Genomic DNA, 23,560 nt, shown 5'->3' with positions numbered 1-23,560 from the left:
CGGACTACACCAACAACGTCTGCATGACTGCTCGTCCAGACTCAGACGACATGCGCAGCGAGCAATCCGACGACTACCCCAGTGGCGCCAGAAAGCGCCGCGATAATCCATACTGGCCAGCGCACGGTACCCGACGATGCGGACTGCGAAGCTGACTCACGAACGGAGCGCAACGGCTGCGTACGTTGCTCGCTTCCCGCGCGAGGTAAGCTGGCCACTCGGGGCGCTCCGTTTATCGTCTCGGGCCTGGGCGCTCCGGTGTCCGCGAAGTCTTCAGTAAGTTCGCTGCCGCTGACAGCCGTCACGGGCGTGTTCCCGGCCGACGTGTCCCCCGCCGCGGCAATGCGCTCGACGTGTGACTGAAAGGCACCAAAAAACGCTTCAATATTCTTTATCGAGGCCGACTGGATCAACCGCGCGCCGACACTCATCAGCTTGCCGCCAATCTCGACATCGGCGTCATACGTGAGGACCGTGCCAGTCTCGACGGCCACTAGCCCAACCCGGGCGACGACCTTCGCGAAGCCTGCGCCCCCCGCGTTACCCTGCCCTACGATCGTGTAGCGATTCGGTGGTTCGAGGTCCGACAGTTCGACCTCGCTGCGAAACGTCGCGGACGCGGGCCCCACGCGGACCTGGATAGTCGACTGGAAGTGATATTCATCGATGCGTTCAAGCGCCCGGCAACCGGGTAAGCATTCTTTGAGGACATCAGGGTCGTTTAACGCCACCCAGACAACCTCGGGAATTGCGGGCAATGTGTAATGGTCAGTGATTTTCATCCGTTTTCCCCCATGCGTACGCGTTGACAAGTGCCTGCGTGCCGGCGCGCGCGAAGCCGGTCTCCACGAGCTGTTGGTACAGGCGCTGCGCGAGTTGAAGACCCGGCAGCTCGTGGCCCATTGCGAGTGCCTCTTCGTAAGCGAGCGCCATATCCTTGACGAAATGCTCGATCATGAACCCTGGTGCGAAGTCCCCGTTTGCCATCTTCGGCCCAAGATTGTTGAGCAGGAAGCCGCTCGCCGCGCCGCTGCCGATCGACGACAGGACCGTCTGTACGTCGAGACCAGCGTTACGCGCATACGACAGACCTTCCGCGACCCCCAGCATCGTAGAAGCGATAACAATCTGGTTGCAGAGCTTGGTATGCTGGCCCGCGCCAGGACCGCCTTGCAGTACCACGTTGGTGCCCATGCAGTGCAGGATGGCTTCGACGCGTGCGAGTGCTTCGGCGGACCCACCAACCATGATCGACAGCCGTCCTTCGCGAGCCCCGATTTCGCCGCCTGACACCGGAGCGTCGAGCATATCGATGCTTCTCGCCTGCGCGTCCCTCGCGAGTTGCTGGGCGAGCGCAGGGCTAGACGTGGTCATGTCGATCAGCACGGCAGCCGGCCGCGCGTTGGCTAGCAAACCAGCATTGCCAAGGTACAGATCTCGCACATCCGTTGGCGTGCCGACTATGCTGATGATGACGTCGGCCACAGCCGCGAGTGAGGCCGGCGTGTCGTGCCACGTGGCACCAGCATCGACGAGCGACTGCGCTTTTGCGCGGCTGCGGTTGTACACATGCAGCGGGTAGTCCGCCGCCGCGACACGGGTCGCCATCGCGCCGCCCATGATCCCGAGACCGATGAAGCCGACCTTCGCCTTGTTTTCAGAGTGGTTCATTCTGCATTTTGTCCTTCAGGGTTTGTCGCGCAACAAATCGCGCACCATCATCGGTGTAAGGGGATGACGCTCGGCCACGACGCCCCACGGTGAGAGTGCGTCGTTGAGTGCGTTGGTAATTGCACCAAGCGCGCCCATGACGCCACCCTCGGCCATGCCTTTTATGCCGGCTGCCGTCGTGCGGTTCGGTGTATGCATCGGAATGAGCTCGAGATGCGGCAACTCGGGCGCGGTCGCGATCATGTAGTCAGCGAGGGAGCCTGTGGTGATCTGGCCCGCCTCGTCGTAGATGACCTCCTCGAACAGTGCCCCCGACAGACCCATCACAATTGCGCCATGTTGCTGCCCCTCGACGACGGTCGGATTCAGGAGCGTCCCGCAGTCTTCGGCAATCACGTAGCGAAGAATCTGGATCGCGCCGGTTGCAACATCGAGCTCGATTTCGCACGCGTGCGCGGAATTCGAATAGGTCATAGCCGGCGGATCGTAGGTTCGATGAAACTCCAGACCGGGCAGGAGGCCCGGTGGCAGTGAAGTCGGGTCCATATAAGCCTGGCGTGCGACGTCGTTAAGATCGACACCGGCGTCGAACCATCCATCACCCTCGCGCCGTTCGACGCAACCATCGATGAGACGCACGGTATCGGAAGGCACACAGAGCCGTGCCGCAGCGATTGCGAGCACCTTGTCGCGCGCATCGCGCGCGCACAGATACAACGCGCCGCCCCCGGCAGTGGCGCTGCGTGCGCCGCGGGTACCCATGCCGTATGGCGCGATATCCGTGTTGCCCAACAGGACTCGAACGCGTGACGGAGCGACACCGAGGCCTTCTGCCACCGCATTGGCCATCGCGGTTTCATAGCCTTGTCCGGTCGGACCGAGGCCGACGGACGCGTTGACGATTCCGGTTGGCTCGATACGGATCCAGCACGCTTCGTGACCCGAACCCGGAATGCCCGCAGCCTTGTAGAAGCGCGAACCGTACGTGGTCGGCTCTACAACGTTGCACAGACCCAGTCCAAGATGACGGCCGTGCGCGAGCGCCTCGCGCTGACGCGCGCGAAAGTCTGCGTAGTCGATAGCGGCAAGCACACCTTCGAAGGTCTCAACAGGTGTGACGTCGGCGATTACCTCACCCGTCGGCGTCGTGTAAGGCAGTTCGTCGGCGCGCAGCATATTGCGGCGGCGCACCTCGACCGGATCGAGGCGCAGCTCGCGCGCAACGGCTTCGAGCGTACCTTCCATTACCCAGCTAGTGATAGACATCGGTGCGCGCATTGGCGCATTTCCGCACTTGTTGCTGAGCACGATCTGAACGTCGAATGCGTAATGATCGAGCCGGTACGGTCCGCTTAATACCATCGCCACGACACGCGCGAGGTAGTTCGCCGGAAAGAAGCAGTACGCGCCAAAATCCTCGCGCATCTCCAGGGTCAGTGCAAGTAGCGTTCCGTATTTGTCGACGGCAGCGCGCGTGCGGCAAAAGTCTTCGCGCGAATTGGCGGCCGCGCTCAGGTTCTCAAGGCGGTCTTCGCGCCAGCGCACTGGACGGCGCAACTGCCGAGCGAGCGCCGCGACGACGAGCTCTTCCCGATAAAGCGCGATCTTCTGGCCGAACGAGCCGCCCACGTCGGGCGAGACCACGGTGACCTGAGACTCGCTCAAACCGAGCCGGCCGGCCAGATTGGTTCTCAGCGGATGCGGAATCTGGGTGCCGATATGGAACGTCAGATGCTGACGGCCTACGTCCCATTGTGCTGCACAGCCGCGTGTCTCGATCGGCACATGAGTCTGGCGTTGCTGATTGAATGTGGCCTCTACCACTCGGTACGCGCGTGCGCTTACTGCGTCCGGATTGCCGTGGGTGAAGGTCTGATGAGAAACACGGTTGCCCGGTACCATTGGGTCCACCTGCGGGGCGTCGGGTTCGAGCGACTGCCACATGTCTGTGACGGCCGGAAGCGCCTCATATTCGACCAGCACGCGCTCCGCCGCATCCTCAGCGAGGTACCGGTCGACCGCGACGACACACGCGACGATGTCACCCTGGAAGCGGACTGTATCGGTGGGCATCGTCTCAATCTCGACCGGCAACAGTCCCTCTATCGGCGGCGCCATATGCAGCGGGTTCGTCCACTGCAAGAGGTCCCGACCGGTAACGATTGCTGCAACGCCGGGCATCGCGCGCGCGTCCGCGGAGTTGATGGCCATGATCCGCGCATGGGCATGCGGAGAGCGTACAAAACATGCATGTAGCGCGCCGGACAGTTCGATGTCGTCGATGTAGCGGCCGTAGCCTGTCAACAGTCGATAGTCCTCAGTACGACGTACCGGCTTGTTCAGATAGCGGAAATCTTCAGACATTGTCGCTCTCCGCACACAGTCGTTCGGCCGCGAGACGTAGCGCGCGCACGATGTTTTGGTATCCCGTGCAGCGACAGAGGTTGCCCGACAACGCGTCGCGAATCTCTGCCTCAGTCGGGCGGGGATGGTCGCGTAAGTACGCATCAAACGTCATGAGAATGCCAGGCGTGCAGAAACCGCACTGCAGCCCGTGGCATTCGTGCATCGCCTCCTGCAGAATCGACAGACGACCATCGGGTGATAGCGCTTCGACGGTGCGGAGCTCGGCGCCCTCGGCCTGGACTGCATAGGTAAGACATGAGCGGACTGCGCGGCCACCGAGCTGCACTGTGCAGGCACCACACACACCGTGCTCGCACCCGACATGGGTGCCGGTCAGCCCGCAGTCCTCTCGCAGCGCGTCGGACAACAGCTTGCGCGGCTCGCACGTCATCTGATACGAGACACCATTGACGTCCAGCTGAATCGATGTCTTTTCCAAGGTTTTCGCTTCCATGAATTCCGATGCCTATCGCAAGTTGCACACACGGGCAAGCACGCGCCTGCACAGCGCCTCGACCAGCTCGCGACGGTAGGCGGCGCTGATGCGAGAGTCATCAACCGGCTCCACTGTCGCGGCAGCACGTTGCGCAATGCCTACGCACGTGGCGTCGCTCACAGTCTCCCCGACGAACGACTCAGCGAGGAATTCGAGCGAGACGGGAACATCGCTGACGCCGCCAATACCAATGCGGAGCGCCGAGAACTGGCCGTGGACGATCGTCGCGGTGATCGCGCACGACGCGATCGCGAAGTCACCGTGCCGCCGGCTGAACAGCTCGAAGCCGTGTGCTTCGGCGGGACTGCGGCACGGGAAATGGACAGCCGCGACAATTTCATCGGGTTCGAGTGCTGTCGTCATGGTGCCGAGCGCAAACTCGCCTGCAGCGATCTCCCGGGTGCCACGCGGGCCGATTGCCTGAATGCGCGCGCCGAGGGTCACTGCAGCGAGCGGCAACTGGGCGGCAGGATCTGCGTGCGCGAGGCTGCCGCCGAGCGTGCCGCGCTGGCGAATCGCATAATGTCCGACCGTCGCGGCTGCTGCAGCGAGTAGGGGACACGCCTCGTGCACCAAAGCGCTTTCAGCCACATCGTGGTGCCGCGTCAACGCACCGACGACGAGCCTGTCGCCTCGACGTTCAATACCAGTCAGATTCGGGACTGCGTTCAGGTCGATCAGTTGGGTCGGCTGCGCGAAGCGCATGTTCATCATGGGAGCAAGCGATTGCCCGCCCGCTATGACCTTTGCATCGAAGCCGTAGCGGTCGAGCAGCTCGACGACGGCGTCGATTGACGTCGGCCTGTGGTAGGAGAATGCCGCGGGTTTCATCTGTTATACAAGCTTAAGGTTAGTGCCTTCGGCCTGATCGAACACATGCATGCGTGCGCGATTGACCGTGATCGAGATGCGCTCGCCGATCCGCAGCGAGCGCTCCTTACCGACACGGAAGAACATTGGCTGTCCTTCCCCCTGCACGCAGATGAACTGATCGGAGCCCGCCGGGAGCAGTGCCGTGATCTGCCCGACGAGACGACACTCGACATCCTCCGCATCTTCAGTGACGTCCTCGGCGCGAATGCCGAGAGATACGCTCTGTCCCGCACGGCCCGAGAGTCGGCGTCGCGTCGAGTCATCCAACGCGAGTGACAGGTCGCCGCGCCGGAAGCGCAAGCCGTTACCGTCGTCCTGAAGAACGCCATCGATGAAGTTGATCGGCGGGCTACCGAGAAAATTCGCGACAAACTTGTTTGCTGGTCGCTCGTAGATATCATCCGGGGAGCCGATCTGCTGCACGACCCCGTCACGCATTACAACGATCCGGTCGGCGAGTGTCAGCGCCTCGGCCTGGTCGTGTGTTACGTAGACAAACGTCGTCTGCATGGACTGGTGTAGCGCCTTGATGCTCGCACGCATTGACACGCGCAGCGCCGCGTCCAGGTTCGACAGCGGCTCGTCCATCAGGAACGCGGCGGGCTGGCGCACCATCGCCCTCCCGAGCGCTACCCGCTGACGCTGTCCGCCAGAAAGCTGGCCGGGGCGCCGCTCAAGCAGATGCTCGATATCAAGCGAACGGGCGGCTGCGCGTACGCGTGAGTCGATTTCCGCTTGTGGGTGTCTGCGCATCCGCAGACCGAAGGCGATATTTTCGTAGACGTTCTTGTGCGGATAGAGCGCGTAGCTCTGGAACACCATCGCCACGTCCCGCTTATGGGCTGGCACGCTATTGACCTCGACGTCGTCAAAGCGCAGGCTACCGTCGGTGACCTCCTCAAGCCCGGCGATCATGTTCAGGGTCGTGGACTTCCCACAACCAGAAGGTCCCAGCAACACAAGGAACTCCTTGTCGCGGATCTGCAGGCTCAGGTTTTCAAGTGCGACGTGCCCGTTTATGTAACGCTTTCCGACATTATGGAATTCGATTTTTGCCATTTTTTGATCCTTAACCCTTGACTGCGCCAGCGGTAAGGCCGGAAACGATATAGCGCTCGAACACGACTGCAATGATCACCGGCGGGACGATCGCGACGACGCCAGCGGCGTTGATGAACGAAAAACTGGTCGTGAAATCTGATGTGAACGAGGCAACGATGATTGGCACGGTCTGCGATGCCGCGGTCTGCGTGAACATCAGTGCAAACAGGAATTCGTTCCAGCTCGTGAGAAATGTGAACAGGATTACAGCGACGAGCGACGGAAGCGCGAGCGGCAGGAATACCTTGATCATCGCCTCGAAGCGTGAGCATCCGTCGACGCGCGCAGCTTTGTCCAATTCGTCAGGCAAACCCTCGAAATAGCCGAGCAGCATGAAAACGCTGAAAGGCACTGTGATTGCAAGATAGGTAATGATGAGGGCGCCGATGTTGTCGAGAAGCCCCAGCTTGCGCACGAACAGAAAGAACGGTACGACAAGTGCAATATCGGGAATCACTCGCGTGGCAAGCATGAAATAGACGGAAAGATCACGCCCAATAAACCGGATCTTCGCCATTGCATAAGCCGCGGGTACACTGACGGCGAGATTCAGTATGACGACGACGATTGCGACGACGAGGCTGTTACGTAGCGCAGGCAGGAGGTACTGTGCGGTCGAAGGCAAGAACGACGCGTCGGCTGGTAACGCGCCACTCCCAGCTTCGACGATGGCGCGAAAGTTCGCGAGTGTTGGTGGCTGCGGAATCCAGTGTGGTGGAATCGAGGTGATGTCGGCCTCACGCTGCAGCGACGAGGAAACGAGCCACGCTACCGGTGCGAGCAGATAGATGAGTACGACGACGGACGCGACGAAGAGTCCGACACGCTTTAGAAGTAACGCGTGTGTCATCGTTCAAAGCCTCCTGCCGAGCAGACGGATAATCGCGTAGGACATGCCAAAGGTCGCGAGGGCGAGCAGATAAGCGACCGCCGCGCCAGTGCCGAACGACAGTTTGCGAAAGGTTTCGACATAGATGTGCCACGAGACAACATGCGAGGCGTCGGCCGGGCCGCCTTCTGTCAGAATGAAGAACAGGTCGAAGTGCCGCACTGCCATCATCGCTTCGTAGATCATCACCAGCATGAAACCGGGACGCATTGACGGCAGCGTTATATGCACGAAGCGCCGCCACAGTGTCGCGCCATCGACGCGCGCTGCCGCATAGAGGTCGGACGAAACCGACTTCAGCGTCACAAGCAGCAGAATGGTCGCGAGTGGCACTTCCTTCCAGACGAACGCATTTGCAATCAACGCCAGGGTCCTGTGAGGGTCGCCGAGCCATACCATTGAATGCTGAATCAGGCCGAGCTGCAGTAGCAGACCGTTGAGTGCGCCGTACCCAGAGTCGTAGATCCACTTCCACATCAGGCCGTCGACGACATATGGAATTGCCCACGGAATCAGCAACGCTGTCGATAGGACCCGCCGGCCACGAAACTCTGTGTTGAGCAGCAGGGCTATCAACGTCGCAATGACCATGATCGCGGCGACCGATCCAACCGTGAAGACCGCGGTGCGAAGTGCCGCGGCCCAGAACGACGGATCGCGAAAGATCTGCAGATAATTGCCGAAGCCAACGAACGTGGTGCTCATTCGTGTGAGATGGATCTCGAACAGGCTTGTCCACAGCGAATACACAATTGGGAACACCGCAACGACGCAGAGCACCACAAACATCGGAAGCAGCAGCAGCATCGCGCTGCGCTGGTCCGCTGCCGGCACGGAGTGCCTGGCGAGCCAACCCTTGTATAGATCAGGTGTGCTCATCGTCACACCTGCTTGCCCAGGCCGGTCCACTTGCTCGCCGACGCCTTCAGCGCATCGGCAGCACTCGCCTGACCGAGAATAGCCGACTGCCACGCGGTGCTGTTGGTTTCGTCCCAATCTCCGAACCACCGCGTGATCACGTCCTTTTTGCGCGCGAGATTCTGCTGCTGCTGGAACATTGCAAAATCGCCGTATTTCTCGTACGCGGCCTTGATCTCCGGATCCCTAAACAGCGACTTCACCCCGAACGCGGTGCCGGTGTCGAGGAATACGGCTTTCTGGAACGCATACTGGCCATCGAATTTGCCGCCGAACGCTTCGATCAGGCGGCCCGCACTCGCCGCGCGCGTCTTGTTCGCCGCTGTTGCGGCGCTCATGGCGTGCATGCGCATCCATGCGACCGTCGCGTGCGACCCGTTCGGGCCGGCCGGCATCAACGCCTGCTTGATGCGGCCGGCCACGTGCGATTGACGCGGATCATTCAGCGCCTGGATCCGGTAACGCGGCAGCAGCGCGAACGCATGATTGCCCGAGGCTACCGCCTTGAAGCCATTGAGTTCGCCACTTTCGACGCATGCCGGTGACACAATGTGATGCTTGTTGACCGCGTCGACCACCCACTGCAGCGAAGTCACCGCGCCATGTTTCGGATCGTCCATCACGACGCGATTGTTATCGTCAACAAAGCGGCCGCCATGGGAGAACACGAGCGACGACATGAATTCGATCAGCCAGCTCTCGCGCGCCATTGGCAGCATTAACGGGTAGGTTGACAGGCCAGCCTGCTTGATTTTCAGAGATTGGGCGACGAGTTCGTCCCAGCTTTCTGGGGGCGCCGGGATGCCCGCCTTTGCCAGCATGTCCGCGTCGTACAGGAAGGCCATGTAGTCGGTGTAGTAGGTCATCCCGTATTGACGATCCTTGTAGCGCATGGACTGAACGCAGAAGTCCTGCACGTCGCTGTTGTACTTGATCAGTTCTGGGAAACCGTCGATCGGTGCTATCCAGCCAGCGTCCGCCCATTCGGGTAGCCAGCCGTCCGAGACCCACAGCGCGTCGACCGGCGCGGCGCCGACAAATTTCGTAACCATTGCCTCACGGTACTGCGCAAACGGCAGGTTGTTGTAGTTCACCGGTACCCCGGTTTTCGCGGTGAACGCAGCGATCTGCCGCCTGACCGTGTCAACGCCGGCGGACCATGCATAAAAGTTGACAGCATCCGCGGCGAATGCTTGCGGTAGCCCTCTCAACAATTCCGTGGCCGCTAGTCCGGCTCCGACCGACAACTGCAGAAAACGACGACGGCTTCCGAACTTCGCCATTTCACTCATGGTTCGCTCCAAGCCGCTTGCGCGGCACAGTCTCTTGGTGGTGATAGCGCTGTAGCTACCGGATGGAGACGAACGATATTGGTGAAAAAATAAATCGTCAATTGACGACAAAAAGTCTACAAGGGATTCGCTTCATCTGACGATTGTAGTTACCATCAAAAAAATATTCTTTAATTACAAAGACTTGGAGAAATTATCTCCACTTGGATAGCCTGGATACGCAAGCGACAATTGTCGTCGTACGACGATTCACCTGCCATGAAAGAGGAGTGATTGGCCGGGCCGCGGCCCGGTGCTAGTGTTAGGCGCCGCGGGCGCGAAACCTGGGGGCAGGCTATCTCGGCGAAACAACCGAAATCATCAGGCAGTTTGAAGCGAAGGAAGCATCTCCGGAATGCTCACGAGGAACGAGCGCACACTCATTTCGATAACGCGCTCAGGCGAGACGGTGTTTTCGTTCGCATAGATCCGACGCCGTATGGCGAGGTGCGATACCGCGCCATGGAGAATCCAGCCGATCTCCGTTAGTTCGTCGACGTTCGCGGGAACACCGCGTTTCGAGTCATACGCCACTTCCTCGACGATGATTTCGAGCGCATGGGTGACGATCGCGTTTGTATAGATCGGCGCCATTCGCAGCCCGTCGAGCGATGAATAGAGGAATAGTCGCAGCCAGCGGCGCGTCAGGAGACTTTCGTAATAGTAGCGATAGAAATCGTTGAGGCGAGCCTCGAGCGGCACGCTGCGGTCCTTCAACTTGACGAACCAAATGGCCTGGAATAGTCCGGCGATTTCGCGATTGTAGACTTCCTCGATTAACGCATCTTTGCTCTGAAAGAGGCTGTAGAGCAGTCGCTGCGAAACACCGCACGCCTGCGCAATCGCGCGCGTCTGCGCGTTAAGCCCGTGCTCGGAGAAATACTCGGCAGCCTTCGCCAGCACGAGCGCCTGACGCTCGGCTCGAGGCAGCCTTTGCCTCGTCTTCAGTGTGGCACGCGTCGCCGTTGCTCTGCCCGCGGTCGGAGTCTTTTTCGGCTGCCTGAGGGGCGTCTTCATAAGCTGATCTCTCCTTATGCACATTTTGGCACGATTAAGTCGTCGACTGACGATTTATGGTTTGCTAGGCTGTATAGCTTCGCGGCAGGGTGTCGACCGCATCATGACTGCCGCGTTGGCGCAATCCGCCATTATCGCAGCCCGGCATATAACCCATCTAACTCGCCTTTATGGTGGATATCCGATGACACTCAGCGTTTTCGATCTCTTCAAGATTGGCATCGGGCCTTCCAGCTCGCATACCGTCGGGCCAATGCGCGCGGCGCTGATGTTCACGGAGGGACTCGAGCGCGACGGCCTGCTGGCTCGGACAGCAACTGTGAATGTCGAGCTGTACGGATCGCTTGGCGCGACGGGCAGGGGCCACGGTACAGACCGCGGCGTCATGCTTGGCCTGATGGGTGATGCACCTCACACCGTGAATCCGGAGACCACCTTCGAACGCCTTGAAGCAGTGCGCACGTCCCGTCTCTTGTCGCTCCTTGGTCGTCACACGATTCCATTCACGCCGAAGGAGCACATCACGTTCTATCGCCAGGCGCTGCCCGAGCACCCAAACGGCATGAAGCTGCGCGTACTCGATGCGAGCGGCGAAACGCTGCGCGAAAGTACCTACTTTTCCGTGGGGGGTGGCTTCGTCGTGATCGCTGGCGCACCGAAGACGAACGCTCTGTCCGCGGCAGAACGACTGCCGTATCCGTTTCGCACCGGTGCCGAACTGCTGCAACTGTGTGCGTCGACAGGCAAGCCCATCGCACAGCTCATGCTCGAGAACGAGCGCATCTGGCATAGCGACGAGGAGATCCGGTCAGGCCTTCTGCGCATCTGGGACGCAATGCAATCGAGCGTCGAGCGCGGTTGCGGCGTCGGCAATCCGGACGCCGATGGCACGCTGCCTGGCCCCTTGAACGTAAAGCGGCGCGCCCCGAAGCTCTACCGCGCTCTCACCAGCAATCCTGAGCGCGCGTTGCAGGACCAGCTTTTGATGATCGACTGGATCAACCTCTATGCGATCGCCGTGAGCGAGGAAAACGCCGCTGGCGGACGCGTTGTCACCGCGCCGACCAACGGAGCTGCCGGCATCATCCCTGCCGTGCTGCATTACTACGTGCGCTTCACGCCGGGCGCGAACGAGAAGGGAGTGATCGACTTCCTGTTCACCGCCGCATCCATCGGAATTCTCTACAAGCTCAACGCATCGATCTCAGGCGCCGAGGTGGGCTGTCAAGGTGAAGTAGGCGTCGCGTGTTCGATGGCGGCGGGAGCGCTTGCGGCCGTCCTTGGTGGTACACCCCGGCAGGTCGAGAATGCCGCCGAAATCGGCATGGAACACAACCTCGGCCTCACCTGCGACCCGGTCGGCGGCATGGTACAGATTCCGTGCATCGAGCGCAACGGGATGGCGTCGGTAAAGGCCGTCAACGCCGCGCGCATGGCGCTGCGCGGCGACGGCGCGCATTACGTGTCGCTCGACTCGGTCATCAAGACGATGCGCGAGACGGGCTCGGACATGAAGACGAAGTACAAGGAAACATCGCGCGGTGGCCTTGCGGTAAATATCGTCGAGTGCTGAGTGCGATGCGGCCCGAGAGAACTTATGCGATGAGGGAGGCGGTATTACCTCGGCAACGCGGTCGCGGACAGCTCGCCTTGTGACACACCGCGTATCGTGGATGTCGAGGTAGCCTCGTTAGCCAACATCGATAGCGCTGCCGTCGGCAAGGACGCCAGCGACAAGCCGAAAAAGGAGGAAACGATCATGGACAGCGTGGACCTCAGAGGTCCTGAAATCCACTGTACGCTGGCTCGATGAAGGGCGACGCCCCCTGCTGGTGACGGTGGTGAAAACATGGCGTTCATCGCCGCGCCCCGAAGGTGCGATGTTCGCCGTACGTGACGATGGGCTCGTGGTCGGATCGGTAGCGGGCGGCTGCATCGAAGACGACCTCATCGATCGCGTTCGGCGCGAAGGGGTGCGCATTGGGCGGCCCGAGGCGGTGAAGTGCGGCATCACAGCGGAGGATGCACACCGCTTGGGCCTTCCGTGCGGCGGCACCATCCAGATCGTGCTGGAGCCACTCAGCGAGGCCTCCTGCATCCGCGAACTCCTTGGCGCGGTGGAGCGCGGGCAACTTGTCGTGCGCGTGCTGGATATGGCGAGCGGCGCGGCGACGCTCCAACCGGCCCGAGCGACCGATGGCCTCTTCTTCAACGAGAGGCGCCTCTTCACGATTCACGGGCCGCGCTCGGCTATAGCGGGGACGGCGATTTCAACAAAGCGCTCCGAGGTCGCGTCTTCCAGCCGAAACGGTATTTACCAATATTTGATCCGAGCGCGAGCAAGGCGGCGGCTTGAGCCGCATGCGGCGCTTCTTCCCACAACCTTGATGGACCGACCCATTTGCATGGTTAACCCCGGCAGCAGCGGCGTTATGCCCAGCGATGCTAGCAGCAAACCTCGATTGAACGGGTCGCCGAGGCCGATGTTCACCGGGAAAATGGTGTAGGGAGCACCCAATTCTCGACGAGGATAGTCACCTTCTTGCCGTTCGGTATCCGCCAGCATGGACTTCAATCATGATGCGGCTCAAAGCGCGACAGACGGCTCGCGACCTGCCGTACATGAGATTTGAGGCTCATTGCGAATAGATGGTGATTGCCATATAATAAAATCGATCGGATCGACGGAGAGCTTCATGAGAGTCAGTCGTGCACAGGCGGAAGAGAATCGGCGCACAGTCATCGAGGCGGCGGGCCGACTGTTCCGCGAACGCGGCTTCGAAGGGGTCGGCCTCAATGACCTGATGGGTGCGGCGGGCCTGACGCAAGGCGGATTCTACAAACAGTTCAGGTCGAAAGACGACCTCGCCGCTCAGGCCTGTGACCGCGTGCTGGCTGACAGTACCGAGAGATTGACGCAGTTGGTGAAGAGCAGCGGCGAAAATGCGCTTGCCACAATCATTAGCAGGTATCTATCCTTCGAGCACCGCGACCAGATCGCCGACGGTTGCATCTTTCCCGCGCTTGGCCCCGATGCTGCCCGGCACAGTCCAGAATTGATCCGAAGTTTCGAAACGGGTATCAGGTCGTATCTGGATGTCATTGAGCGGGCCGCGCAGGCTTCATCTGATCAACGGGCAGAAAGCGACCCCGCTGTCGTGCTTTCGACGATGGTCGGCGCGCTCGTGTTATCGCGCGTTGCCGAGGACCAGACGCTTTCCGCGCGGATACTCGACTCGGCTATCAACAGTCTTCTCAATCGCAATCGCAGCGACAGGCCTGAAGTAGACACGGTCGATCAAGGTCGTTCATAACGATTTCATAACCCGGCGACGTTTCCGTTCACCTTCGTATTCGCGCCGGATTCTAAACTGTATATTAAGGAGTGCGATTCATGCGTTACAAGCTCTTTGGCAGGAACACCGGTTTGCGAGTTTCCGAACTGGTGCTCGGAACAGGTAATTTCGGTACGCGCTGGGGTCATGGCGCCGAACCCGACGAGGCACGTCGCATCTTCGACGCCTACGCGGACGCCGGTGTCAACTTCATCGACACAGCCAACGGTTATCAATCCGGTCAGTCCGAGGAGATCCTGGGCGATCTGCTGGCCGGTCGGCGCGAGGACTTCGTGCTAGCCACGAAATTCACCATGCGGACGGACGATAGCTCGGGCATCCTCGTCACGGGCAATAGCCGCAAGGCCATGGTCGCGTCCGTCGAGGCGAGCCTGAAGCGGCTCAAGACCGACCGGATCGATCTCTATTGGGCGCACGTATCCGACGGCGTCACACCGGTCGAAGAGATCGTGCGTGGTTTCGACGACCTTGTCCGTGCCGGCAAGATCCTCTACGCCGGTCTCTCCGATTTCCCCGCGTGGCGTGTAGCGCGTGCCGCGACGATTGCGGAGTTGCGTGGCGCTGCGCCCATCGCCGGTCTTCAGGTTGAGCACAGTCTCGTCGAACGCAGCACCGAACAGGAGCTTCTGCCGGCCGGTCACGCGCTTGGCCTCGGCATTGTGGCCTGGTCGCCGCTGGGTGGCGGCATGTTGACCGGCAAGTATCGCCAGGGTGAGAAAGGCCGCGCGGAGGGTTTCGGTGGAAAGGTATTTCAAGCCGAAAACTCCCCGCAGCGCACCGCCATCCTCGACACAGTGATCGAGATTGCGCAGGACGCCGGTGTCACGCCTGGCGAAATCGCCATCGCCTGGGTCGCGGCCAAAGGCCCGTTTCCGATCATCGGGCCGCGCACGCTCGCGCAACTCGAAAACAATCTCGCCGCAACAAAGGTAACGCTGTCGGCCGAGCAGATTGCCCGCCTCGATGCGGTGAGCGCCATCCCCTCGGGCTTCCCCTACACGATGATAAATGACGAGCCGACCCGCCAGTTGTACACGGGCGGTAAGGCCGGGCTGTTCGACGCCCCACCCCAAACCGTCGCATAAGGCCCGGCCATGACCCAGATTCTCGTGACCGGCGCGACCGGCGGCTTAGGCAACCAGGTGGTCGAATTCCTGCTGCGTCGTGTTCCTGCCGGCAACATCGTCGCGCTCGCACGCGATCCGGCGAAGCTGCACGCGTTCGCGGAGAAAGGCGTGCAGGTCCGCGCGGGGGACTATCTAGCCCCAGCCTCGCTCGAACGTGCCTTCTGCGGCGTGGACAAGTTGCTCCTCGTGTCGGCCCGTGCTTTCACCGATGCTGTCACGCAGCATTCAAATGTCATCGAGGTGGCCAAACGGGTTGGCGTGCGCTATTTGCACTACATCTCGCTGCAGCACGTTGAAGGCAGCACGGTGGAAATCCCTCAGGTGACGCAATGGGAAAACGAAACGGAGGCGCTGTTGCACACCTCGGGGCTCAACGTGACGGTCCTGCGCAACACCATGTATTTCGACACGCTGCCCTTCGGTAAGAGCGTAACCGAGGGTGGCATCAGGGTACCCGCCGGCCGTGGCGTTGGCGCTTTTGCCAGCCGGCGCGATCTTGCGGAAGGCGCCGCCGCGGCGCTGTCGAGCGACGGCCACGAAGGCAAGCTTTATACGCTCACCGGTAGCGAGGCCGTCAGCATGGCCGATATTGCTTTGGCGATGTCCGAGGCGAGCGGGCGAGAGATCGACTATCGCGAGGTATCCGTCGCCGAGTTTATTGAAGCGCGCATCAACGAAGGCTTCCCCGCACCCGTGGCAAACTTCTTCGCGGCCTGGTTTCAGGCGATCGCGGCGGGGGAATTCTCCGAGGTCACGGGAGACCTCGGGCACCTTCTCGGGCGGCCGCCACAATCGGCTCGCGATTTCTATCGCGCTTGATGGTCGTGCATTCTCGTAACGGTTGAGGCGCGGTGATCCGCTGAAGAGGTAATCTGCATTGCTTATGCATGCCAGAAAATCCGGCCTCGATGAGGAGTCCGTATTCATTGTCAGTCGATCCGAACGGACCGGCCCTAAATCTGCACGTCATAGGAGAAACACATGCCTTTTGTGACTACGAAGGATCAGACCGAGATCTTCTACAAAGACTGGGGCCAAGGTCAGCCAGTCGTGTTCCATCACGGATGGCCACTCAGTTCGGATGACTGGGATGCGCAGATGCTGTTTTTTCTGCAACACGGCTATCGAGTCGTTGCGCATGACCGCAGGCTGAAAGCGAGAACCGGGTTGAGGACTACCGGAATTGCCGCGCTGGCATATTCGCGGCAGGCTGGGAGTTTGCGACCGACGTACCAACACGCAGCGCGGCGAGGTGCTCGCTGGCCCACGTGCCGAGTGCCGGGCCTAAAGACGGTCTTCTGCGGACGTTGGCGAGGGCTGCGGGATAGAGATCACAGCAGCGTCTACACCCAAGTAGCCGACGTTTGTTGAACAAGATTCGCAACGGCCTAGACTCAAGTCCAGCAGAGACGAACGACCAATCTTACTCGGAGGGCGGGGAGAAAATGGCAAATGAACCAGGACGCAACGACCCCTGCCCTTGCGGCGGTGGCAAAAAATTCAAAAAATGCCATGGCAGGCCTTCTGCAGATGGAGAGAATCAAAAGAGCGATTGCATCTGCGCGGATGATGCGAGCTAGGCTGGAGGCAGAAGAACATCAACGAGCCGTCCAGGAAGGACTCGGAAGGCCGATCGTAGTCTTGGAAATGGATGACCGGGTTCGAATTGTTGCTGTAAAGAATCGCCTGCTTCACTCAAAGAAGTGGAAGACCTTCCATGATTTCCTCGGCGAGAACATCAAGATGGCAATCGGCCCAGGATGGGGCAACATCGAGTTAAAGAAGCCGCTGGAAGGGCGTCATCCGCTATTGGTCTGGTATCAACGAGTCTATGATCACCAGCAGCAGTTTGTCAAGGAGCCGGGGAAAGTATCTGGCGGCCCGGCGACCGGCGCGGCTCGGGCATACGTTCAGCTAGCCTATGATCTGTACGAACTTGGCCACAATGCCGAGTTGCAGACGAAACTCGTGGAACGGCTGCGCAATAAAGAAAATTTCTTTGGTGCACGTTACGAAGTGCAGGTTGCGGCCACGCTTGTGCGCGCCGACTTCAAAATCGAATTTGAAGACGAAGACGATCGAAACTCATCGCATTGCGAATTCACCGCAACCAACACGAAGACCGGGAAGCAATTTTCTGTCGAGGCGAAGCGAGCAGAAACCGGTAGGGCTCTACGGAGCAATCGACTGTGGATGCTACGTCAGCAACTTCCTGCTTGCCGCGCATGACAGCGGACTAGCGACAATTCCCCAAGCTGCGCTGTCGTCGTATGCGAAGGTCGTCAGACGGGAATTGAGCCTGGGCGGGGACCGAAAGATGGTGTGTGCAATATCCTTCGGTTATGCCGGTGAACGGCATCCTGCCAATTCATATCGAACCAGCCGCGCGCCGCTCGAAGAATCGGTCAGCTTGGTCTCCATGTAGACAACGACTCTCTCGAGAAACCCGGCGTCTCGCCGGGTAGAGCACAAGCAAGCGCACCCTTAACGCTGAGGCAGCGTCGAGACGTCATTCTGAGTGTCCAGCCTTGGTAGGTGTGGTTGCCTGCTCGACCAATGCGTGCAGCGTGACGTGATTGATGAGCCGACTGCGGAAAGAAGCGTGACCCGCGCAAACGACGTTTCCAACACAAAACCATCGGAGATCGACCCTTGACGTCACCGCTCAATTAAAGAAGCCGCCAGTCGTCATCGCCACCTGGATCGCCGACAATCGGCGATGTTCGTCTATGGTCCGTCGGGCCTTCGGCCTACGCAAAATGACAAAATTGTAATCCGTCTGTTTGAGATGTGAAATGCAGACATCGCCATGATGATGCAATGCGCAGAATAAACGGTCCGGCGGCGCAACGAGGTGGCGCCGCCCGCACATGTCAGGGCTTTATAGTCCGAAAGATTGAATTTTTTTAGCGTCGGTAGGGCGCACGTTGGGGGAACCGATGAATCAGGTGAATCCGATCGCATCTGCATTGCAGCAGATACAGGCAATGCAGACTGAAGCAGCGGGATACGGAACGCAGAACTTGGCGGCTGCCCTTTCAAGCGACGCCGGCTCAGTTAGTTTCGGAGAACTGTTGCAGAAATCGCTGGCAAAGATAAGCGATAGGCAAGCATTGGGCAAGCGTGAGGGTCAGGCATTCGAACTCGGGGCGCCAAACGTTTCGCTTAGCGACGTAATGATCGATGGGGCGGAGGCAGGTATTATGTTTCAGGATTCACTCCAGATTCGCAATAGGCTGGTAAGTGCCTACAAGACGATAATGCAGTTGGATTTGTAACCCCTGGAATGGCGCAGCAACGGTCGTCATTCGTATCTGCAGGACTCGCCCCATCATGAGAATTTTTATTCGTGCTGTCACGTTAAGCAGCATCTTTGCGTTTCCATTTCTGGTTCACGCACAGTCTGACAATGTCCCACTAACACGAGCAGAAGTTCGGGCCGACCTATTGAACGTTGAACGAGCTGGTTATATGAGCCGGTGGACTGAGCCAAACTACCCGGTCGACATACAGCAAGCAGAGGCAAAGATTGCGGCCGACAAAGCGGCGTCGGTTCCAGCAGTTAGTTCACGCCGAAGCCCTGACGGCCATTGACCTCGCCTCCCGCCAGCGCTGTTCCGGATACATTGTGCAAGGTCCGTGGGGGGCGAGCTCACATTGGAGGGCGATCAAGTTTAATTTGATGCGGTAATGACGCGCCGTACTAGGAATGACCGCGACGGGGCAAATCGAAGGTCCTATCAGGGTTGCTTTGGCGCGGTCGCTGTGGGCCCGGTTCGGCCCAATTTCAGTCACCCGTCGGCAGATCCTGGCCGCTCGGTGTTGCGTCAAGAGGGGCCTGCCGAATCGCAAAGGAACATCGCCTCGCAGTTAAGTGCAGAATGCGGGTACCTAGCCGTTAACAGCCCCATCGTCTGTCGCTACTGGAAAGCCGCAACTCCATGGAAACTGGAATGACTTCGCCGCGCTCGGCCGCCGCAGGGACTGCTTCCGAAGTCCTCACGGTGTTTCTCAAACTGGGCCTAACGTGCTTTGGCGGTCCTATCGCGCACATTGGCTACTTCCGGCGGGAATTCGTTGAGCAGCGTCGCTGGCTCGACGAAGAAGCGTACACGGATCTCGTCGGCCTCTGTCAATTTCTGCCAGGACCGACCAGCAGTCAGGTGGGATTTTCTATTGGGCTTTTGCGGGCCGGCTGGCTGGGGGGACTTGCGGCCTGGTGCGGCTTCACGTTGCCTTCGGTTCTTCTGTTACTCGGGTTTGCTACTATCGCTCCGAGCCTGGGCGGGCCGGTAGGTGGAGGGCTGATCCACGGCCTGAAGCTGGTTGCCGTTACTGTCGTGGCGCAAGCGGTATGGGACATGGCACGTCGCTTGTGTCCGGATCCTTGCCGGACGGCCATCGCACTTGTCGCCATGGCGGTGCTCAGCGTCCTGACCACCGTTTACGCGCAGCTTTTCGTTATCGGCCTCGGCGCAGTGCTCGGACTCGCATTATGCAGGACGTCCGGTTCGGCAGTGGAAGTGCGCGTGCAGCGGCATACCGATGAGAGGCGCATTTCCCGCGTGGTTGGCGCCATGGCGCTTGCGCTGTTCGTTGTGTTGCTGATCGGATTTCCAGCAACGGCCACACTTTTCCCCACAAGCCAGACGATCAATGTATTCGAGGCCTTTTATCGCTCGGGTGCACTCGTGTTTGGCGGTGGTCACGTGGTACTCCCGCTTCTCCAGCAGGCAACGGTCGTAACCGGATGGGTAGCACCGAACGATTTCCTCGCCGGTTACGGCGCCGCGCAGGCAGTCCCGGGGCCGCTGTTCACGTTCGCTGCATTCCTCGGTTGGGTTATGGCCCCGACACCGAATCACTGGACAGGTGCGGCCATCGCGACCGTAGGAATTTTTCTTCCTGGCCTGCTGCTCGTGCTGGCGGCTTTGCCATACTGGCAAGCGCTTCGGAGCCGCCCGTCAATGGGGGCGATTTTGAGCGGCGCCAACGCTGCCGTTGTGGGGTTGCTGGCAACAGCACTCTACTCCCCTGTGTGGACGACCGCGGTTCTGTCCCAAGTCGACTTCGCCATTGCCGCCATTGGCTTTTTCATGTTGACACTCTGGAAGACCCGCCCGCTCGCTGTCGTCAGCTTCTGTGCGCTCGCGGGTATCGCCGAGTTCGCACTACGCTGATAGCCTGACTTCCTGATCACGGACGGCGGGGTACTGCGAGCTACTCCGAGCACTCGCCCAGCCGAACTGCCGCGCGAAATCAAAAAGAGACGTGGTCAAATGATTGTCCACGAGACAGACTCAGCGACCGGTATCCACTACGCACGCTGGATGCGTCGCATCACGTAAACTCGTTTACCCACCTTGTCCGGAGGAGCAATGAAAAAAGCAGGCTGGTTTCCGGCGCACACGAAGGCCGCACGAGTTTGCTGGTACGAGAGCCACTGGCTGATCGATTCGTGCTCCAGGCTACGCTATTGGACGGGGACAAGTGGTTGCTCGATGACAAACAATGCGCCAGGCAGGACTACACCTAGCGCGGGCTGACCAAGGCTGCAACATGAACCTGCTCGATCGTGTCTCCGATGGCGCATGCTCGAGGCGCCCGCTGGTTTTGTCCGCTGACCATCTGACTATGAATGGAACAGGTCATCGACGATTCGCCGGCCCGCGCTATAACCGCCCGTGAGCGCATCCGCTTTGCTGAGAAATGGCTTGCCTCTTGATTCACCCAAACGAAGAGGAGATAAGACTGCTCCGGTAACGGTGCGCGCGCTCTTCCAGACGAAGTCGGCCTCAACGGCCACTTCGATGTCGAAGCCTTGATATTAGTAGGTTCGGCTCATACAGTCACATCTCCGGTCCGCTCCAGCATCCGCTGGGAATCATTGTGTTCGACAGCGGCCATATGCCGAAAGAAAAGCTCGACAATTCCCTGGGTCGGAACACTTGTAGAAAGGGTCTTGATCTTGATCGGGACGAACCATTTGCATCTGGCGATTTCGTTGCTCGGCTGCGCGGTCGCCTGATGCGCCACATCAGCGAAGAAGACATGGTGTACCGTGTTAATCCACTGAACTGAAAAAGGTACACCAGTTCGGTCGCAGCGAGCGTCGTTTCCTCTTCCAGTTCGCGCAACGCAGCCTCGTGTGGCTCTTCCCCGCGACGGATACGGCCGCCCGGAAGCGCCCATCGCGACCTCAGCCTGGCAACCAGCAAGATACGGTTGTCGCGGACACACAGAACGGTTGCCCTCAATTTCATCGGTGTCTGTCCGTTTGATCGCAAAGCGCCGAATACCTCAATGATAAATCTAGCCTGTTGATGGTGTCTTTTGCCCGCGTACGCTACCTGTATGTTATGTAGTGCGACTGCGTAGCTCGCAAGGGCCTGCAGTTGGGAAAATTCCGTGCAGGCCGGACGGAGTATAGCGATGAAAATGTCTCACAAATCAGGAAGCACCAATACGGCGGGACCGGTGTGGGGGCTTGTCTTTGGCGTTCTCATGACGGCGGTCGGCACGGGCCTTTGGTTTTACGCGACGTCGTCGGTTCCCCCCGGACGGCAAGACGAATCGCTGGCAATAGCGGTCGTGCTCGTAGGCCTGTTTCTGGTTATCTATGCGGGCCGCGAACTCTGCAACAAACGTCGGTAGATCGCCTGCTGGGACCAAGGATGCTGTCGCTTAGATCGCTCTCCTCCCTGCGCTGGAGCGCAGAGCCTTTGCCGCTGGCAGGTTGTGCCGAAGTCTGACGTTGGGCGACCTCTGCCGAAAGTTCTTCACGCGTCGGCAAGGCAAATTCGTGTCGAGGCCGAGCTGCTGACCCGCGGACGCTGGCCGAATATTTCCATCTCGGCCACGAAGAGACGGTTAAAGGGGTCTTGCGAACGGCTGATAATTGTTCAGCTATCGGTCGTTCGACAATTTGTCCGTGCAGCGATCGACTAGCGCGGATGTTCATATCAAGTTTCGCAGACTGCCGAAGCACGATAATGCGGGCTCTAAATCTTGCGCTCACGCCCTTCCGGAACAAACCGCTGGTGCCGTGTCATTTACCTACCGGCGCTATGTCAGCCAATTTGGCATTGTTACGCGGCGCTACCCGCCATACGGCGTTACCGACATCGTCAGCTACGAGCAGGGCCCCATGCGCGTTCAGTGCGACGCCAACGGGTCGACCCACTGCGTAGCCGCCTGCCGTCAGAAAGCCGCGCAGGAAACCCTCAGGCACGCCTGCAGGTTTTCCATCGACAAACGGCACAAACACCACCTTATAGCCGGTACGCGGTTTGCGGTTCCATGATCCATGCTGGCCGACAAATGCGCCTCCACGATAACGAGGCGGGAACAGCGTCCGGTCGTAAAAGACCAGACCTGGCGAAGCCGTATGATTGCCGAGCGCATAGTCCGGCGCGATGGCCTTTGCAACCAGATCGGGGCGTTGTGGTTTGACGCGGGTGTCGATGTGCTGGCCGTAGTAGCTGTAGGGAGAGCCATAAAAGCGCCATCTTTCACGGCGGTCATGTAGTCGGGAACAAGATTGTTGCCGAGATCGTCCCGCTCATTGACTACCGTCCACAACGCGCCACTGTCCGGTTGCCAGCCAAGTCCATTGGTGTTGCGAAATCCAGTCGCATAAGGCCGCACATGGGCCGTTTCGATGTCGAACACAAGGACACGCGCTCGACCTTCTTCGGAATCGACTCCATTTTCCCCTGCGTTGCTGTTCGATCCCACCGTGATGTACAGATGCTTGCCGGACCGATCGGCAAGGATATTTTTGGTCCAGTGATGGTTGATCGGCCCGCCCGGCAAGCTGGCAACCTTGACGCCGGGACTTGTAATCTGAGTGGTGCCCGTCACATAGTTGAAACGCAACAGAGCGTCCGTATCGGCAACATAGAGTTGATTGCCAATGAGCGCCATCCCGAACGGCGAGTGCAGGCCACCCAGAAGCACGGCCTGAGTCCTCGCCACGCCGCTGCCATCCACATCGCGCAACAGCACAATCCGATCGGGGCTCGGCACACCGGCGCCGGCGCGCTTCATGACCTGCTTTCTGATCCAGCCGAATAGGCCGCTGCCTTCATCGTGTTCATGTGGCGCGTCGCTTTCCGCGACCAGTACGTCACCATTGGGCAACGTGTAAAGCCAGCGCGGATGCGCGAGGCCACCGGCAAACTGGGTGACGACAAAGCCGGCGGCAGCGGTGGGTACGAAACCGTCGGGAGGCGCCTGAATGGGCGCGATGTTAACCACCGGAACCAATGACGATTCTGGAGCCGGCATGGCGGGCGATGCGCCGAAGCCCGTATCGGTTGAACTTGATGGTCCAATCGCGCAGGAGGCCAGCGGCAAAACCATTGAAATAGCCA

General features: G+C 59.8%; 21 protein-coding genes and 4 pseudogenes. 12 read left to right on the top strand and 13 right to left on the bottom strand.

Annotated features, from left to right (window positions below; translation table 11 throughout):
• Positions 1 to 41: 41 nt before the first annotated feature.
• From BXE_RS36410 to BXE_RS36365, 10 genes are all read right to left on the bottom strand, one after another.
• Entirely contained in the window at positions 42 to 782 is a 741-nt protein-coding gene (locus tag BXE_RS36410) for an SRPBCC family protein (RefSeq protein WP_011493120.1), read from the bottom strand.
• Complete coding sequence (locus tag BXE_RS36405; RefSeq protein ID WP_011493119.1) at positions 769 to 1,671, bottom strand: NAD(P)-dependent oxidoreductase; 903 nt, start codon at positions 1,669 to 1,671, stop codon at positions 769 to 771. The genes BXE_RS36410 and BXE_RS36405 overlap by 14 nt, the downstream gene beginning before the upstream one ends.
• Positions 1,672 to 1,686: 15 nt before the next feature.
• Positions 1,687 to 4,035: a xanthine dehydrogenase family protein molybdopterin-binding subunit gene (locus tag BXE_RS36400; RefSeq protein WP_011493118.1), complete on the bottom strand. Its 2,349-nt coding sequence runs from the start codon at positions 4,033 to 4,035 to the stop codon at positions 1,687 to 1,689.
• Positions 4,028 to 4,531, bottom strand: a complete 504-nt coding sequence (locus tag BXE_RS36395; protein WP_011493117.1) for a (2Fe-2S)-binding protein — start codon at positions 4,529 to 4,531, stop codon at positions 4,028 to 4,030. Before BXE_RS36395 ends, BXE_RS36400 begins: the two co-directional genes overlap by 8 nt.
• A gap of 12 nt (positions 4,532 to 4,543) precedes the next feature.
• Entirely contained in the window at positions 4,544 to 5,404 is an 861-nt protein-coding gene (locus BXE_RS36390) for an FAD binding domain-containing protein (protein ID WP_011493116.1), read from the bottom strand.
• Between the two features lie 3 nt (positions 5,405 to 5,407).
• Positions 5,408 to 6,505 carry an ABC transporter ATP-binding protein gene (locus BXE_RS36385; RefSeq protein ID WP_011493115.1) on the bottom strand — a complete coding sequence of 366 codons (1,098 nt, stop codon included), beginning with the start codon at positions 6,503 to 6,505 and terminating at the stop codon, positions 5,408 to 5,410.
• A gap of 10 nt (positions 6,506 to 6,515) precedes the next feature.
• Positions 6,516 to 7,397, bottom strand: a complete 882-nt coding sequence (locus BXE_RS36380; RefSeq protein ID WP_011493114.1) for a carbohydrate ABC transporter permease — start codon at positions 7,395 to 7,397, stop codon at positions 6,516 to 6,518.
• Between the two features lie 3 nt (positions 7,398 to 7,400).
• Positions 7,401 to 8,315 carry a carbohydrate ABC transporter permease gene (locus BXE_RS36375; RefSeq protein WP_011493113.1) on the bottom strand — a complete coding sequence of 305 codons (915 nt, stop codon included), beginning with the start codon at positions 8,313 to 8,315 and terminating at the stop codon, positions 7,401 to 7,403.
• Between the two features lie 2 nt (positions 8,316 to 8,317).
• On the bottom strand, positions 8,318 to 9,646 hold the full coding sequence (locus tag BXE_RS36370; RefSeq protein WP_011493112.1) for an extracellular solute-binding protein: 1,329 nt from the start codon (positions 9,644 to 9,646) through the stop codon (positions 8,318 to 8,320).
• Between the two features lie 360 nt (positions 9,647 to 10,006).
• Positions 10,007 to 10,702 carry a TetR/AcrR family transcriptional regulator gene (locus BXE_RS36365; protein ID WP_011493111.1) on the bottom strand — a complete coding sequence of 232 codons (696 nt, stop codon included), beginning with the start codon at positions 10,700 to 10,702 and terminating at the stop codon, positions 10,007 to 10,009.
• A 184-nt stretch (positions 10,703 to 10,886) separates the two neighbouring features.
• Between BXE_RS36365 and BXE_RS36360 the strand changes: the two genes are divergently transcribed.
• Positions 10,887 to 12,275 (top strand): L-serine ammonia-lyase, encoded by a 1,389-nt coding sequence (locus tag BXE_RS36360; RefSeq protein ID WP_040124233.1) that lies wholly within the window; start codon positions 10,887 to 10,889, stop codon positions 12,273 to 12,275.
• Between the two features lie 186 nt (positions 12,276 to 12,461).
• A pseudogene (locus BXE_RS36355) lies at positions 12,462 to 12,948 on the top strand (XdhC family protein); the annotation flags it as partial.
• A 68-nt stretch (positions 12,949 to 13,016) separates the two neighbouring features.
• Here the strand turns inward: BXE_RS36355 and BXE_RS47505 are convergent.
• Entirely contained in the window at positions 13,017 to 13,268 is a 252-nt protein-coding gene (locus BXE_RS47505) for a hypothetical protein (protein WP_233519023.1), read from the bottom strand.
• Positions 13,269 to 13,398: 130 nt separating this feature from the next.
• On the opposite strand from BXE_RS47505, the gene BXE_RS36350 reads away from it, so the two are divergent.
• From BXE_RS36350 to chrA, 9 genes and pseudogenes are all read left to right on the top strand, one after another.
• A complete protein-coding gene (locus tag BXE_RS36350; RefSeq protein WP_011493108.1) occupies positions 13,399 to 14,016 on the top strand; it encodes a TetR/AcrR family transcriptional regulator in 618 nt (205 codons plus the stop codon).
• Positions 14,017 to 14,096: 80 nt separating this feature from the next.
• Complete coding sequence (locus tag BXE_RS36345) at positions 14,097 to 15,143, top strand: aldo/keto reductase (RefSeq protein ID WP_011493107.1); 1,047 nt, start codon at positions 14,097 to 14,099, stop codon at positions 15,141 to 15,143.
• 9 nt (positions 15,144 to 15,152) lie between these two features.
• Complete coding sequence (locus BXE_RS36340) at positions 15,153 to 16,004, top strand: SDR family oxidoreductase (RefSeq protein ID WP_011493106.1); 852 nt, start codon at positions 15,153 to 15,155, stop codon at positions 16,002 to 16,004.
• A gap of 162 nt (positions 16,005 to 16,166) precedes the next feature.
• Positions 16,167 to 16,367, top strand: a pseudogene (locus BXE_RS47500) (alpha/beta fold hydrolase); the annotation flags it as partial.
• Positions 16,368 to 16,630: 263 nt separating this feature from the next.
• Positions 16,631 to 16,765: an SEC-C metal-binding domain-containing protein gene (locus BXE_RS48330; protein WP_081435619.1), complete on the top strand. Its 135-nt coding sequence runs from the start codon at positions 16,631 to 16,633 to the stop codon at positions 16,763 to 16,765.
• Positions 16,766 to 17,106: 341 nt separating this feature from the next.
• Positions 17,107 to 17,610 (top strand): nitroreductase family protein, encoded by a 504-nt coding sequence (locus BXE_RS48325; RefSeq protein WP_081435607.1) that lies wholly within the window; start codon positions 17,107 to 17,109, stop codon positions 17,608 to 17,610.
• Positions 17,611 to 18,124: 514 nt separating this feature from the next.
• Complete coding sequence (gene fliE / locus BXE_RS36330; protein WP_040125102.1) at positions 18,125 to 18,463, top strand: flagellar hook-basal body complex protein FliE; 339 nt, start codon at positions 18,125 to 18,127, stop codon at positions 18,461 to 18,463.
• 55 nt (positions 18,464 to 18,518) lie between these two features.
• Entirely contained in the window at positions 18,519 to 18,779 is a 261-nt protein-coding gene (locus tag BXE_RS48320; RefSeq protein WP_011493102.1) for a DUF4148 domain-containing protein, read from the top strand.
• Between the two features lie 347 nt (positions 18,780 to 19,126).
• On the top strand, positions 19,127 to 20,365 hold the full coding sequence (chrA, locus tag BXE_RS36325; RefSeq protein WP_011493101.1) for a chromate efflux transporter: 1,239 nt from the start codon (positions 19,127 to 19,129) through the stop codon (positions 20,363 to 20,365).
• Between the two features lie 661 nt (positions 20,366 to 21,026).
• Here chrA and BXE_RS44850 read toward each other — a convergent pair.
• Positions 21,027 to 21,448, bottom strand: a pseudogene (locus BXE_RS44850) (NUDIX hydrolase).
• A gap of 169 nt (positions 21,449 to 21,617) precedes the next feature.
• Between BXE_RS44850 and BXE_RS36320 the strand changes: the two are divergent.
• Positions 21,618 to 21,839, top strand: a complete 222-nt coding sequence (locus tag BXE_RS36320; protein WP_040124237.1) for a hypothetical protein — start codon at positions 21,618 to 21,620, stop codon at positions 21,837 to 21,839.
• A gap of 394 nt (positions 21,840 to 22,233) precedes the next feature.
• Here the strand turns inward: BXE_RS36320 and BXE_RS36315 are convergent.
• Positions 22,234 to 23,549: pseudogene (locus tag BXE_RS36315) on the bottom strand (PQQ-dependent sugar dehydrogenase).
• Positions 23,550 to 23,560: the final 11 nt, after the last annotated feature.

The sequence above is a fragment of the Paraburkholderia xenovorans LB400 genome, from assembly GCF_000013645.1.
Classification (GTDB): domain Bacteria; phylum Pseudomonadota; class Gammaproteobacteria; order Burkholderiales; family Burkholderiaceae; genus Paraburkholderia; species Paraburkholderia xenovorans.
This window is presented reverse-complemented; position numbering and strand designations above follow the sequence as displayed.